Raw genomic sequence first — 13,425 nt, 5'->3', positions numbered from 1 at the left:
TCCATGGGTGTTGTCATCGAGACCCTGACCGGCAAGGTCGAGGGCACGGCCGAAGACGGGCTGTCGGTCTTCAGGGGCATTCCCTACGCGCTTCCGCCAGAAGGGCCTCTACGGTTCCAGGCGCCCGCCCCGGTCCCCGCCTGGGAAGGGGTCCGGCCGGCCACGTCGTTCAGCGCCGCACCACCGCAGTTGCCGATGGTTCCCGGCATGCCCCCGGCCTGGCGACCGGAGGACGGCCTGGACTGCCTCAGCGTGAACGTCTGGACCCCGGGAGGCGCCGGCGACCGGCTGCCGGTCATGGTGTGGATCTACGGCGGCGGGTGGAAGACGGGCCACTCCGCCGATCCGAGCTACGACGGCGAGGTGCTCGCCCGGGGCGGCGTGGTCATGGTGACGTTCAACTACCGGGTCGGGTTCGAGGGATTCGGCTACGTACCCGGGGCACCCGCCAACCGGGGTTTCCTCGACCAGGCCGCAGCACTTGTATGGGTACAGGAGAACATCGCGGCCTTCGGCGGCGATCCGGACAACGTGACGATCTTCGGCGAGTCCGGCGGAGGCGCGTCCGCCGCCGCCCTGCTGTCCGCACCGGCCGCGCGCGGCCTGTTCCGTCGCGCCATCGTCCAGAGCATGGCCGGGCGGTTCCTGCCCGAGGAGGAAGCCCGCCGGATCGCCGTGATGATCGGGGAAGCGGCCGGTGTGGGGCTCGACGGTCTGGCTTCCGCGTCACCCGAGGCGCTGCTGGCGGTACAGGACGTGGCCCTGCCCGCGATGCGAGCGAATCCGGCGAACTGGACGACGCCCGAGGCCATCACCGCGTTCTCGCCCGTCATCGACGGCATCACCGTGGTCGACAAGCCATGGCTCGCCATCCGTTCAGGATGTGCACGCGACGTCGACGTGATCTCCGGCTACACGCATGACGAGTTCACCCTGTTCGCCATGGAACGCGGCCTCGTCAAGATCAAACTCGGCGCGATGATCAAGGCCATGCCCATGATGCTGTCGACGGCACGCGCGGGATTCCGCGACCGGGCATCGCGAAAGCCGGCGCAGCCCTCGGCGAAGATCCGCGACCTCGACCTCGGCGCCGTCACCGAAGGGTTGAGGCTCGGCCGCCAGGCCGCCGCCGACTACCGCGCCGCCCACCCGGGCCTGAACGACCCCCAGCTGTACGTCACCATGTTCTCCGACGCACTGTTCCGGATGCCCGCGACATGGCTGGCGCAGGCACACGCCGCCGCGGGCGGCCGCGCCTGGCTCTACGACTTCACGTGGAGCAGCCCGGCCTTCGGCGGGGCCCTGGGCGCCTGCCACACCATGGACATCCCGACGACCTTCGGCCACACGCGAGGGCCGCTGGCCGGGTTCCTGTTCGGCGGCAAGGTCCCGCCCGAGGACTTCACCCGCCTGTCCGAACGGCTCCGCGCCTCCTGGATCTCCTTCGCCGCCACGGGGGATCCCGGCTGGGCACCCTTCACAACGGAACAGCCGGCAACTCAACTCTGGGACACCGAACCCTCCGTCGTCGAGGACCCGCTCTCGGCATCCCGCCGCATCTGGCACAAGGAGTCCGGTCTCTGACGACCCGGGTACGGATCAAGGCCGGGTGGCGTGCCGCCCGCGCCCGCATCCCATCCGTTCACCTGACGAATGATCAGAGAATGGCTGCGAGACGAGCTCCGGTTCGGTGCTCGTCTCGCAGGCTGCGACGGGGCCCGGTAAATGCCGGCAGAACGGGCACCCTGTTCCGCCGGCACTTGCCGGAACTTGCCGGAAACCGGCCGAGGCCAGTCGCTATGACTCGGTCGGCGTCCCTGCCAGGCCAGTGACTTCCCGCACGTGCAGCAGGCTCGGCGCGGCGAGGACACCGTGCAGCTGCTGGAAGATCTGACGCGCGGTGACCGCGTTCCAGTCCGCCGGGAGCAGCTCGCCCGGCAGCCCGGGGTCGAGGTAGGGCAGTCGGCGCCACTGGGTGAGCATGGGTACGTAGTGGCGGAAGGCCTCGCCGCTGTCGATGTCTTGCTGCTGCGCGAGGCCGGCGGCGACGGGGCCGTACGCCTGGGTGAACCCCGCGTACTGCTCCTGGATCGCGGGGAAGTCCCACCACGTGCTCACTGTCCCGGGTAGGTCGCTGAAGGCGGCGTAGTCCGCGGCAAACAGATGGACGTAGTCGCTGAGACCGCGCCGGACGAGCATGTCGCGGGCGCCGTCCAGGAGCCGGCCGGGCGCCAGCCACACCCCGGGGGCGATGTTGCCGAAGCCGAGCCAGGTCAGCCGGGTGCGCAGCTGGTAGCGGTAGGAGCGCTCGGATTCCGGTACGGAGAAGACGGCCATGGCCCAGCCGTCGCTCAGCTTCGCCGGTTCCAGACTGCCGAAGATGCGCCGGTCGCCCTCGTCGAAGACGGGGTGCGCGGCGGGGCTCAGCCGGTACCCGGTGGCCCCCCGTCGCTCCGCTTCGAGGACGCCCTTCTTCTTCAGCCGGGAGATCGCCGAGCGCGCCGCCGGACCGTCGACGTCCAGTTCGGACAGCAAGGTGATCAGGTCGGCCACGGAGATCCAGCCTCCGAGGCCACGCAGAAACGCCCCGTAGACCGTGTTGATCAACGAGCTGGGCCTGAGGGGACTGTCCGCCATGATCGCCTTCCGTCGTATGCGGTCGCGATCCTACCCAGCCGGCGGAACGGCGCACCGTCCAGGCCCTGGCCACGGCCACGGCTCGGCGGATGCGCAACGAAGGGCCGGCGGGTCCTCGTCATCGCGCCGCGGGCGACTGCCACACCGGTGCTTCCGCATAGGCGCCGGCCAGGAGGTGGCCAGCGCCTGGAGCCACCGCCGGGAGGTCCAGGGCGCGCAGCATCTGGTGGGCCGTGCACACGGCCGCCGAGACGACGGGCTTCCCGAGGAGCTGTTCGGCTTCCTCGATGGCGCCCAGCGAGGGCATCTGCACGCAGGCGGAGAGCACGACGGCGTCGGCGCCGCTGTGATCCAGGGCCTTGGCGAGCCCGGGGAGGCGTGCGGGGTCGTGCGCGGCGACATCGAGGTTGTTGGGGATCTCCAGGGCGGTGTAGTCCAGGACCTCGATGCCCTCGTGGGTGAGGTAGTCGACGACGGTTTTCGTCAGCGGGCGCATGTACGGGGCGATCAGCGCGATCTTCTTCGCCTGGAGGGTGTGCAGGCCGTGGACCAGGGCTCCGGCGCTGGTGACGACGGGGGCGGCGGCTCCGTTCTCCACCGTACGAAGGTGCAGGCGCTCCTCGGAGGTGCGGTGGTAGCCGAGGCCCATGCTCATGATGGCGACCAGGCAGGCGTAGCCGAGTACGTCCACGTGCGCGTCGGAGAGCTCGACGGCGCAGCGGTCGGAGTCGGCGTCCATGGCCCTGAGCTGTTCCGGGGTCACGTGGGTCATGCGCATCCGGCTGGAGTGGAAGGTGAAGCGTTCCGGTGCGACGGTTTCCCGGGCGCGCAGGATCGCGGGGACCTCGGTCTCCATGGTGACGTTGGAGCTCGGCACGATCTGGCCGATGCGGTAGGTACGCGGGGACATGTGCGCTCCTCAGCGGGCGTCGACGACGGGGTTGGTCAGGGTGCCGATCAGCTCGACCGTGGCCTCGACGGTGTCGCCGGGCTGCAGGAACTCCGGCGGGACCATGCCCGCTCCGACACCGGCGGGCGATCCGGTGGCGATGACGTCGCCCGGTTCGAGGGTGACGCCGGAGGAGATGTCGGCGATGAGGCGGGCGATGGGGAAGAGCATGTGGCGGGTGTTCGACTTCTGCTTGGTGACGCCGTTGACGCGCAGCGAGAGGTCGAGGTCCATCGGGTCCGGGATCTCGTCGGCCGTGACCACTGCGGGGCCGAAGGGGGCGTAGGAGTCCTGGCCCTTGGAGAAGAACCACTGGCCCGAACGGCGCTGGTCGCGGGCGCTGATGTCGTTGACGATGCTGAAGCCGAAGATGTGGTCGTACGCCTCCTCCTCGCTGACCCGGAAGGCCGCGCGGCCGATGACGACGGCGAGCTCGCACTCCCAGTCCAGCTGGGTGGTCAGGTCGGCGTTGTGCAGGATCGGCTGACCCGGCCCGGTGACCGCCGTGGCGGGCTTGCTGAACAGCACCGGTCGCGAGGGACGCTCCTTGTCGGTGTCCAGGCTGCGGCTGGACTCCTCGACGTGCTCGACGTAGTTCAGCCCGACTCCGATGATCTTGCCGGGGCGCAGCGGGGCCCGCAGCGACACGTCGTCGAGCCGGTGCACGGCATCGGCGGGCCACGCCGCCGGGCCGCCGGCCAGCAGGCCGCGCGCGGTCTCCTGGGCGGCCGCGCCGGCCTGGATGAACGACAGCAGGTCCAGGGGCAGTTCCACGGCGGCGCGCTCGGCCAGGGTGGCGAGGTCGACGACGAGGTCGTCGAGCTGGGCCCCGAGGCGCGGGGACGCGTCGTTGAGGGTGTAGCTGACCAGCCGCATGGGGGCTCCTTGCGTTTGAGGGGAATGGTGCGGAGGGTCGGGCCGGCGGCGTCACCCAGGTGGTGCCGCCGCCGGCCCGGTCCGGGCGGTGCGGGGCGTTGCATCGCGCCCGGCTCGGTGCTCCGCCGTGCCGGCGCCGGTGTCAGGGCCGGCGGCGTCCGGTACGGCGGAGCGGTTCAGGGGGAGCGGTTCAGGCGGTGGGCTGGTGCCCGCCGTTGTCGGTGTACGCCTCTTCCCGGTGGAAACCGAGCGAGCGCATGACGGGGAAGTCGTTGAAGGAGAAGAGGCAGGCGTCCTCGGTCTGGTCGAGGTTGTGGTGCTCGTGCCAGGCCCAGGACGGCACGCAGAACATGTCGCCCTGCTTCCACTCGAAGCGCTGTCCGGCGATCACCGAGACACCGCGCCCCTTGGCCGCGGTGTAGATGACCGACCCGGTGTGGCGGTGCGCCTGCGTGGCCTGGCCGGGGCGCAGCAGCTGCATGTGGGCGCCCATGGTGGGCATGACCGAGCCGCCGGTGACCGGGTTGGTGTACTCGGCGATCACTCCGTCGTACGGGGATCCCTCGGTGGCCTTGGCCAGGTTCAGCAGGGCCTCGTACGTGGGCTCCCACGGGAAGGCGAGCAGCGGCGAGTAGGGCCGGGTCCACTTCTCCACTCCGTACGGGAGCAGGTTCGCGCCGTACGTCAGCACCGAGGAGTTGATCACCTTTCCAGGGGTCTGGTACAGCTCGGGGTGGACCTCGTAGAACCCGGCGTCCAGGGCGTTGACCAGCGGGATGTCGAGTCCGTCCTGCCAGATGACGGGGGCGTCGTCGGCCTCGTTCCCGTGCTCGTGCCAGGTGCCGTTCGGGGTGATCGCGAAGTCCCCGGGGCCGACCTTCAGCTTCTGACCGTCGACGATGGTCCAGGCGCCCGTGCCCTCGTGGACGAAGCGCAGGGCCGCGGCCTGGTGGCGGTGGGCGGTCATGGCCTCGCCGGGTCCCATGATCTGCAGGCCCGTGTAGAGGAGTCCGACCGCGGCGCTGACGTCCTTGCGGCCCGGGTTGACGAGCATCACCACGCGGCGGCCGGCGTCGTCGGCCTTGACCAGGTCGAGGGCCTTGAGGACGTGGGGGCGCAGATCGTCGTAGCGCCACAGGACGGGCACGGACTTCGGCTGCGGGTACCAGGGCTCGATGTCGTTGGCGACGGTCCACAGCGCGCCCGCTTCGAGCTGGGCGAGTTCGCTGTAGAACGCGGCGAGTTCAGGGGAGTCGGATACCCGGGCCCGGCCCAGCTGGCCGTCGTCGTACTCGGTGGTCATGCGTCCTCCTTCGTGGTGCCGGTGGTTTCGGTGGAGAGGGGTGAGAAGGGCGTCGTGGTGTGCGCCGGGTCCGTCGCGAAGGTCACCGGGGTGCGCGGGCGGTTGTCGACGTGGAGCTGGAAGACGTCGAACCGGTTGTAGTGGCCGACGATGTCGTGCATCTGCTTGGGCTGGATGCACTTGGCCAGGTCGATCTCGGCGTACACGATGCCCTCGGCGTCGATCAGCGGCTCGGTGACGGGCCGGCCGTCGGGGCCGAAGATGCCGGACAGGGCGCTGCGGGGGCGGGCGAGCATGCGGCGCACGTCCTCGTCGTCGCCCGCGATGGCGTCCACGATCTCCGGGGAGATCGTCGAGCAGGCCACGACGGAGAAGACCTTGCCCTCGAAGCTGTGCGCCGCCGTGCGCACGGCGATGGCGTCCGCCATGTCGTAGTCGGCGGGGGCCACCGGCAGGGCGATGTAGCAGGAGGCGTGGACGAGTTCGCCCTGCGCGAGGAGGGCGAAGCGGGCCAGGGTGTTGGTGTTCTCGCCGCAGGCGAGCGCGCCGAGCGGGCCGACGGGCGTCTGGTGCACCTTGAGCGAACTGCCGTCCCCGCCGGTCCAGGTGAGCTTCTCGGCCCAGGTCGGCACCAGCTTGCGGTGGACGCCGATGAGTGCACCGTCGGAGCCGATGGTCAGCAGGGTGTTGTAGAGGACACCGAGGCTGTGCGCGGCCCGCTCGTTGACCCCGATGACGAGCACGACACCGTACTGGCGGGCGGCAGCTCGCAGTTGGTCGACGTACGGGCCGGTGATGTCGATGGAGGCGCGCTGGAGCCGCTCGAACCAGGGCGAGCCCTGGACCGGGTTCATCGTCCAGTTCCAGTACGGATACCCGGGGACGAACACCTCGGGGAAGACGACCAGTTCGGCGCCGGCGGCCGCCGCCTCCGCGATGAGGGCGATCGCCTTGTCGACGGTCGCCGCAGGGTCGAGGTACACGGGAGCCGCCTGTACGGCCGCGGCGGTGAAGCGTGGCAGATTGTCCATCGGTTCTCCAGGTCAGCCGGCGGATGCGGCAGCGGTTGCGGAAGCGCGGAGGGGCGGAACCCAGCGCTGGTGCACAGGGGCGGAAGCCTCGCGGAGCAGCTGGAGCCGGGGCGCGATCCGGTCGGCGCGTGCACCTGGCGGGCGCCCGCTGCCTGCTCGCCAGGAGGCGGGCCATGGTGCCCCCGGGCCGCTGTAACCCTGGGCCGCGGCGGCGTGCAGGGTCCACAGCGGGTCGTGGAGCTGGGCTCGGCCGACGGCGCACAGGTCGGCCCGGCCGGCCAGGATGATCGAGTTCACGTCGTCGTACGTGGAGATCGCGCCGACGGCGATGGTGGGGATGCCCGTGGCGTTGCGGATCAGGTCCGCGTACGGGGTCTGGTAGCTGCGGCCGTAACGGGGCCGCTCGTGGGAGACGACCTCGCCGGTGGAGACGTCGACGGCGTCGGCTCCCGCCTCGGCCAGCGCGCGGGCGATCGCGACCGCGTCGGCCTCGCTGGTGCCGCCCTCGGCCCAGTCGGCGGCGGAGATCCGCACGAGGAGCGCCTTGCCGGCCGGCCACACCGCCCGTACGGCTCTTAGCACTTCCAGGGGGAAGCGAAGCCGGCCGGCCAGGCTTCCGCCGTACTCGTCGGTGCGCTGGTTGGTCAGCGGGGAGAGGAATCCGGAGATCAAGTGGCCGTGACCGTACTGGAGTTCCAGAGCGTCGAAGCCTGCCCGGTCGGCTCGCTGGGCCGCCCGTACGAAGTCTCGTACGAGGGTGTCCATATCGGCGCGGGTTGCCTCGCGCGGCGCCGGGCTCAGCTCGTCCCACGCCGGCGAGGAGGCGGCGATCGGCGGCCCGTCGGCGTGGGCCGCCGCACGGCGGCCGGCGTGGGTGAGCTGGATGCCCAGGCAGGTGTCGAGCTGGCCGTGGACGAAGTCGGTGATGCGCCGCCAGGCCGCTTCCTGTTCGTCGTTCCACAGGCCGGGGCAACCCGCGGTGGCGCGCCCGGCGGCGCTCACCGCGGTCATTCCGGCGAACACGAGACCGCTGCCGCCGAGGGCCTGGGTGCTCAGGTGGACGAGGTCGAAGTCGCCCGGGACTCCCTCGCGTGCGGTGTACAGCGCGATGGGCGGTACGACGACCCGGTTGCGCAGGAGCAGTCCGCCGATCCGGAAGGGGCGGAACATGGGCGGCACGGGCGCGGAAGCGTTGACGGCGGTGGTGAACTCCTCGTCGCGCACGCGCAGGTTGTCGTAGGTGACGCGGCGGCTGCGGGTGAGGAGGTTGAAGGCGAACTGCGGGGGCTCCTGCGCCGTGTAGCGGCCCACGTTCTCGAACCATTCGAGGCTGGCCTGGGCGGCGCGCTGGGTGGATTCGACGACCGGCCGGCGTTCGCTCTCGTAGGCGGCGAGCGCCGAGGCCACGTCGGGGTGTTCGTGCAGGCAGGCGGCCAGCGCGAGCGCGTCCTCCATGGCGAGCTTGGTGCCGGAGCCGATGGAGAAGTGGGCGGTGTGGGCGGCGTCGCCGAGCAGGACGACATTGCCGTGACGCCAGGTGGCGTTGCGGACGGTCGTGAAGCGGATCCACTTCGAGGCGTTGGGGATCAGGCGGTGGCCGTCGAGATGGTCGGCCAGGATCTCCTCGCACAGCCGCACGCTGGCCTCGTCGCTCTCACCCCGGGCGAACTCCCGGTCGGCGAGGGCCTCGAAACCGGCCCGCCGCCAGTCGTCCTCGGGGACCTCCACGATGAACGTGCTGCGCTTGTCGTCGTACGGGTACGCATGGACCTGGACACTGCCGAAGTCCCGCTTCTCGACGATGAAGGTGAACGCCTCGAAGACCCGGTCCGTGGACAGCCACATGTAGCGGCAGTCACGCTCGTCCAGGTCCGGTCGGAAGGTGTCGGCGTACGTCTCGCGGGCCGTGGAGCGGATTCCGTCCGCGGCGACCACCAGGTCATAGCCGGCGGAGAGCTCCTCGACACGCGGCGCCTCGGTGCCGTAGTGCACCTGCACCCCGAGCTCCGCGCAGCGCTTCTGCAGGATCTCGCGCAGCCGGTTGCGGTCCAGGGCGGCGAAGCCGTGGCCTCCGGATATGTGAACCTCGCCGTCATAGCGGACGTCGATGTCGCTCCACCGGGCGAACTCCGCGGACATGGCCGCGAACACCGCGGGGTCGGCCTGCGCGATGCCGTCCAGCGTCTCGTCGGAGAACACGACGCCGAAGCCGAACGCGTCGTCGCGGGCGTTGCGCTCCCAGACCGTGATCTCCCACTCCGGTGAGAGCTGCTGGGCCAGGGCCGCGAAGTACAACCCGCCGGGCCCTCCTCCGATGACTGCTACACGCACGGTGTTCCTCCTAGTGGTTCCGGATACAGAATATGTTGCAGATTTGGCGAGCGTCAAGAATTCAACACATTCTGTGTGGTGCGTCTGGCGCGTCGCCTCGGATCACGCGAAGAGTTCGGGGGCCTGCGGACCGGCCTTCGTGAGGACCTCCCGCACGTCATCGGGCCAGGCCATGGACCCGGTGGCGCGCGAGGCCGAGTGGGCGATGACCATGCGCCCGGTGGCGGCCGGCTCCTCCCCCTCACCGAGGACGGTGAAGGCGTAGTGCAGGGAGCTGGTGCCGACCTTGGTGATCTTCAGTTCGGTACGGACGGTCTCGCCGAACCACAGCCGGGCCCGGTAGTCGGCCTCGAAGTGGACGCGGGGCGTGCTGCCGAAGAGATGGGCCAGGCCCAGCCGCCGCAACAGGACCGCCTCCGCCGCCTCGACCCAGCGCACCACCGTGGAGTGGTGGTAGTGGCCGGCCGCATCCGTGTCGGGCCATTCGACGCGCCGCTCGATGACGACGCTGGGCAGGTTCTCCGCGAGGGCTTCGGGGCATCCTGCGGCACAGCTGTCCGTCGCCGCGGAATCCGCCCGCTGCGGGCTGGATGTGTCCATGGTCGTGCCTTTCGTTCGGTCGCTAAGGGGTGTGCTGGGCGCGCTTGCGCAGCTCGGCGCGCTGGAGCTTTCCGTTGCTCGTGCGCGGAAGGTCGGTGACGAATTCGACGGCGCGCGGGTACTTGTAGGGCGCGACGGTCCGCTTCACGTGGTCCTGGAGTTCCTTGACGGTCGCCGCGTCGGACGCGACACCAGGGCGCAGGATCACGTACGCCTTGACGACCATTCCGCGCTTCTCGTCGGGGGCCCCGACCACGCCGCATTCCTCGACGTAGGGGTGGGTGGCGAGGGCCTTCTCCACCTCGGGGCCCGCGATGTTGTAGCCGGAGGAGACGATCATGTCGTCGCTCCGGGCCACGTACCAGAAGTAGCCGTCGGCGTCCCGGACGTAGGTGTCGCCGGTGATGTTCCAGCCGTCCCGGACGTATACGGTCTGACGCGGGTCCTCCATGTACCTGCAGCCCGTGGGGCCGGTGACGGCCAGGAAACCGGGCTGCCCGTCGGGAACGGGCTCGCCCGCTTCGTCGACCACGCGGGCGCGATATCCGGGGACCGGCCTGCCCGTCGAGCCGGGACGTATCTCGCCGTCGGAGGCCGAGATGAACACGTGGAGCATCTCGGTGGCGCCGATGCCGTCGATGATGCGCAGCCCGGTGGCGGCGTGGAACTCCTCCCACACGGCTGCCGGCAGCGCTTCTCCGGCGGACACGCAGCGACGCAGGCCCGACAGCTGGCGGGCCGCACCCGCCGCCATGATCGCCCGATATGCGGTGGGCGCCGTGAAGAGCACGGTGACTCCGTGTTCCTCCACGAGGTCGGCCAGCTGCTGAGGCGCGGCCTGCTCGATGAGCAGGGTGGCCGCGCCCACGGACAGGGGGAAGACCACCAGTCCGCCGAGCCCGAATGTGAAGGCCAGGGGCGGGGTTCCGGTGAAGACGTCGTCCTGGTGAGGCTGCAGGACATGGCGGGAGAAGGTGTCGGCGTTGGCCAGTACGTCCCGGTGGAAGTGCAGAGTCGCCTTCGGCCGGCCGGTCGTTCCCGAAGTGAAGGCGATCAGCGCGACGTCATCCGCTGCGGTGGCGACACCGGAGAACCGCCCGTCCTTCGCGGCGCAGCGCGCGACCAGGTCTTCCTCACCAAGGCCGCCGTAGGCCAGCACGGCCGGGCCGGGAGCGCCGATGGCGGTGAGTTCGTCGAGGTAGCGGTGGTCGCACACGGCGACGGTCGGCCGGCTGATCCCGTTCAGCTCCGCGAGCTCGCCGGCGCGCAGGAGCGGCATGGTGGTGACGGCGACGCCGCCGGCCTTCAGCACCCCGAGCCATGTGGCCACGAGCCAGGGGTTGTTGGGGCCGCGCAGCAGGACACGGTTGCCGGGAACGAGGCCGAAGTCCTCGGTGAGGACCTGGGCGACCTGGTTGGCACGCTCCAGCAGGTCGCCGTAGGTCCACCGCTCCGTGGGAGACAGCAGGCAGGGCCGGTCGGCCCCCCAGCGTGCCACGGCGTCGTCCAGCAGTCGCTGGGCGCAGTTGAGCCGGTCCGGGTAGTCCAACTCCGGTAGATCGAAGTGGAGTTCGGGCCATTGGGCGAAGGGCGGAAGTCGATCACGACAGAACGTGTCGACATGAGCAGACAGGGAGAGCTCCATGGGGCGGCACCTCAATCTCGGGGCAGCGGGGAGAGTGAAGTAAGTATCTCGCCAAACTTGCGACCGTCAATGATGCGCAATACTTCATTTTGTTAACAGCATGTTGCGCCGCCACCGGCGGACACCAGGAGGTGCATGCGCCCCGGGTCAGGATGTCGTTACACGTGTAACATGCTAGGCATCTCCCCTGAAGAAGTTCAAGCATTTCGGACAAACGTCACGAAGCGTGAATTTCTGGATCACTGTCGATTGGAGAAGGCCTCGATGCCGCAAACACTTCCGGCCGCGCTCGACCTGGGGTGGCCTCCACCCCCCTACCAGGCTCCCGTGGCGCCCGTGGTGGCCGAGAACGGCGTACGTCACTTCGACGGGGTCACCTACGCGACCACCCCTGGCTACCGGCCCCGACTGCTCGACGTCCACGTGCCCGCGAGCGACGGACCGGTCCCGGCCGTCATCTGGATACACGGCGGCGCCTGGCTGGACGGCGACCGGCGCAATCCCCCGCCGACCGTTCCCGTCGACCTGCTGCACGGTGCGGCCCTGCGGGCCGGGCTCGCCCTGGTCTCCATCGACTACCGGCACAGCCTCGAGGCCCCCTTCCCCGCACAGCTCCACGACGTGAAGGCCGCCATCCGCTACGTCCGGCAGTTCGCCGACACCTTCGGCATCGACCCGGAGCGGATCGGGGTCTGGGGCGAGTCCGCGGGCGGCCACCTGGCCGCGCTCGCCGGGCTCACCCGCCCCGACGGCCCGGCCGGTGAGGCCCTGGAAGGCGGCGTGGGGGTGCGCGACGGGCACACCGCGGTACGCGCCGTGGTGGACTGGTACGGCGTGTCCGAGATCGCATCACTGCTCTCCCATCCCCTGCCGTCGGGTCCGCCGGGGCAGGAATTCCCCAACCCGTTCGCCGCGCTCCTGGGCGGCACCCCCGCGGAACAGCCTGAACTGGCCCGGACCGCCAGCCCCGTCACCTACGTGGAGGGAGCGACTCCCCCGCCGTTCCTGCTGATCCACGGCACTGCGGACAAGCTCGTGCCCTACAGCCAGAGCGAGGTGCTCGCCGAGGCGCTGAGGAGCGCCGGCGGCGAGGTCACCCTCCAGCCCGTCGACGGTGCCGACCACATCTTCCTCGGCGCCCCCGACGTCACTCCGATCGTCACCGCGAGCGTCGCCTTCCTCGCCCGCCACCTGGGCGCCTGACCGCACTCCAGGCGCTTGTCGCGGCATGGGGCGCCACGCGCTGCACAGCGGCGCCCCATGCCTTCCGGTGCTCGCGTCGCACGTCCACGTACGACACACAGATACGGGCCGCGGGCATTGCCGCGGCCCCGAGAGGCTGTCATGTCCGGTATCCGGGTTGCTCCCCCGTCCGCCCCGGCCACTCCCAGGAACCGCCGGTCCACACCGGCTCCCCCACGAGGCGGCGTACTGCCCCTGGGAATCCTGTTCCTTCTCGTCACCGCTCTGCTGGGGATCGCTGTCGGTTCGCGTCCCGAACGTCCGCCCTTCCAAGGGCTGGACGAGCGCTGGCTCACCTGGATGACGGGTCCCCACGACGGCCTCTACGCCGCCGTGGCAGCCGTCCTGAACTGGTTCGGAGGGCCCCTGGGAGTGGTCGTCCCGGTCAGCCTGCTGATCTTCTTGATCGTGCGGAAGCGCTGGTGGTCCCTGTCCTACCTGCTCACCACCTACCTGGTGGGAAGCATGGCCTGCGTGACGTTCCTCAAGCACCTGGTGGACCGGCCCCGACCGGCGAACCCCTTGGTCCGGGTGGACCACGGTTCGTTCCCCTCGGGGCACGCCGCCGGGGCCGCGCTGCTCGTGGTGATCGTGGGCGCTCTCCTCGTACCGGCGGCGCGGCGTCGCGCATGGTGGATCGCGGGCGCACTGTTCACCCTGGCCATGATGTGGAGTCGTACATGGCTGTACGCCCACTGGCTCAGCGATACCGTGGCGGGCGCCTCGGTCGGCGCCGGCGCGGCCTTGTTGTTCTGGTGGCTCTTCAGACGTGGGCTGGCCCGCGAGGGTGCCGCCTCCCGGGGCTGAGGCT

The 13,425-nt window shown here is 70.4% G+C and carries 11 protein-coding genes; 3 read left to right on the top strand and 8 right to left on the bottom strand.

Annotated elements, in window-relative coordinates:
- Positions 1–3: 3 nt before the first annotated feature.
- On the top strand, positions 4–1,584 hold the full coding sequence (locus ACFYZ4_RS35380; protein WP_390785871.1) for a carboxylesterase/lipase family protein: 1,581 nt from the start codon (positions 4–6) through the stop codon (positions 1,582–1,584).
- Positions 1,585–1,797: 213 nt separating this feature from the next.
- On the opposite strand, the gene ACFYZ4_RS35375 is transcribed toward ACFYZ4_RS35380, so the two are convergent.
- The 8 genes from ACFYZ4_RS35375 to ACFYZ4_RS35340 all read right to left on the bottom strand — a co-directional run bounded on the left by ACFYZ4_RS35375 (position 1,798) and on the right by ACFYZ4_RS35340 (position 11,372).
- Positions 1,798–2,637, bottom strand: a complete 840-nt coding sequence (locus ACFYZ4_RS35375; protein WP_390785870.1) for a PaaX family transcriptional regulator C-terminal domain-containing protein — start codon at positions 2,635–2,637, stop codon at positions 1,798–1,800.
- Between the two features lie 118 nt (positions 2,638–2,755).
- On the bottom strand, positions 2,756–3,547 hold the full coding sequence (locus ACFYZ4_RS35370; protein WP_384341635.1) for an Asp/Glu racemase: 792 nt from the start codon (positions 3,545–3,547) through the stop codon (positions 2,756–2,758).
- Between the two features lie 9 nt (positions 3,548–3,556).
- Complete coding sequence (locus ACFYZ4_RS35365; protein WP_351300475.1) at positions 3,557–4,462, bottom strand: fumarylacetoacetate hydrolase family protein; 906 nt, start codon at positions 4,460–4,462, stop codon at positions 3,557–3,559.
- 190 nt (positions 4,463–4,652) lie between these two features.
- Positions 4,653–5,765 carry a cupin domain-containing protein gene (locus tag ACFYZ4_RS35360; protein WP_390785869.1) on the bottom strand — a complete coding sequence of 371 codons (1,113 nt, stop codon included), beginning with the start codon at positions 5,763–5,765 and terminating at the stop codon, positions 4,653–4,655.
- The gene (locus ACFYZ4_RS35355) at positions 5,762–6,796 is read right to left on the bottom strand and encodes a carbon-nitrogen hydrolase family protein (RefSeq protein WP_351298994.1); all 1,035 of its coding nucleotides are present in this window, start codon (positions 6,794–6,796) and stop codon (positions 5,762–5,764) included. Before ACFYZ4_RS35355 ends, ACFYZ4_RS35360 begins: the two co-directional genes overlap by 4 nt.
- 12 nt (positions 6,797–6,808) lie before the next feature.
- Positions 6,809–9,127 (bottom strand): FAD-dependent monooxygenase, encoded by a 2,319-nt coding sequence (locus tag ACFYZ4_RS35350; RefSeq protein WP_390785868.1) that lies wholly within the window; start codon positions 9,125–9,127, stop codon positions 6,809–6,811.
- A 102-nt stretch (positions 9,128–9,229) separates the two neighbouring features.
- On the bottom strand, positions 9,230–9,727 hold the full coding sequence (locus ACFYZ4_RS35345; protein WP_351298999.1) for a thioesterase family protein: 498 nt from the start codon (positions 9,725–9,727) through the stop codon (positions 9,230–9,232).
- A gap of 22 nt (positions 9,728–9,749) precedes the next feature.
- A complete protein-coding gene (locus tag ACFYZ4_RS35340) occupies positions 9,750–11,372 on the bottom strand; it encodes an AMP-binding protein (protein WP_390785867.1) in 1,623 nt (540 codons plus the stop codon).
- A 264-nt stretch (positions 11,373–11,636) separates the two neighbouring features.
- Here ACFYZ4_RS35340 and ACFYZ4_RS35335 point away from each other — a divergent pair, with 264 nt between their 5' ends.
- Entirely contained in the window at positions 11,637–12,575 is a 939-nt protein-coding gene (locus tag ACFYZ4_RS35335) for an alpha/beta hydrolase (protein ID WP_351299005.1), read from the top strand.
- A gap of 339 nt (positions 12,576–12,914) precedes the next feature.
- Positions 12,915–13,421 (top strand): phosphatase PAP2 family protein, encoded by a 507-nt coding sequence (locus tag ACFYZ4_RS35330; RefSeq protein ID WP_351299008.1) that lies wholly within the window; start codon positions 12,915–12,917, stop codon positions 13,419–13,421.
- Positions 13,422–13,425: the final 4 nt, after the last annotated feature.

This window comes from Streptomyces sp. NPDC001513, from assembly GCF_042894695.1.
Taxonomy (GTDB): Bacteria; Actinomycetota; Actinomycetes; order Streptomycetales; family Streptomycetaceae; genus Streptomyces.
The sequence above is the reverse complement of the archived record's forward strand: the minus strand, read 5'-3'. Positions and strand labels throughout refer to the sequence as shown.

What these genes read in the sequence shown, in the direction of transcription:
- ACFYZ4_RS35380 (WP_390785871.1), top strand. Translation starts at nt 4, where the DNA reads ATGGGTGTTGTCATCGAGACCCTGACCGGCAAGGTCGAGGGCACGGCC.
- ACFYZ4_RS35375 (WP_390785870.1), bottom strand. Translation starts at nt 2,637, where the DNA reads ATGGCGGACAGTCCCCTCAGGCCCAGCTCGTTGATCAACACGGTCTAC.
- ACFYZ4_RS35370 (WP_384341635.1), bottom strand. Translation starts at nt 3,547, where the DNA reads ATGTCCCCGCGTACCTACCGCATCGGCCAGATCGTGCCGAGCTCCAAC.
- ACFYZ4_RS35365 (WP_351300475.1), bottom strand. Translation starts at nt 4,462, where the DNA reads ATGCGGCTGGTCAGCTACACCCTCAACGACGCGTCCCCGCGCCTCGGG.
- ACFYZ4_RS35360 (WP_390785869.1), bottom strand. Translation starts at nt 5,765, where the DNA reads ATGACCACCGAGTACGACGACGGCCAGCTGGGCCGGGCCCGGGTATCC.
- ACFYZ4_RS35355 (WP_351298994.1), bottom strand. Translation starts at nt 6,796, where the DNA reads ATGGACAATCTGCCACGCTTCACCGCCGCGGCCGTACAGGCGGCTCCC.
- ACFYZ4_RS35345 (WP_351298999.1), bottom strand. Translation starts at nt 9,727, where the DNA reads ATGGACACATCCAGCCCGCAGCGGGCGGATTCCGCGGCGACGGACAGC.
- ACFYZ4_RS35340 (WP_390785867.1), bottom strand. Translation starts at nt 11,372, where the DNA reads ATGGAGCTCTCCCTGTCTGCTCATGTCGACACGTTCTGTCGTGATCGA.
- ACFYZ4_RS35335 (WP_351299005.1), top strand. Translation starts at nt 11,637, where the DNA reads ATGCCGCAAACACTTCCGGCCGCGCTCGACCTGGGGTGGCCTCCACCC.
- ACFYZ4_RS35330 (WP_351299008.1), top strand. Translation starts at nt 12,915, where the DNA reads ATGACGGGTCCCCACGACGGCCTCTACGCCGCCGTGGCAGCCGTCCTG.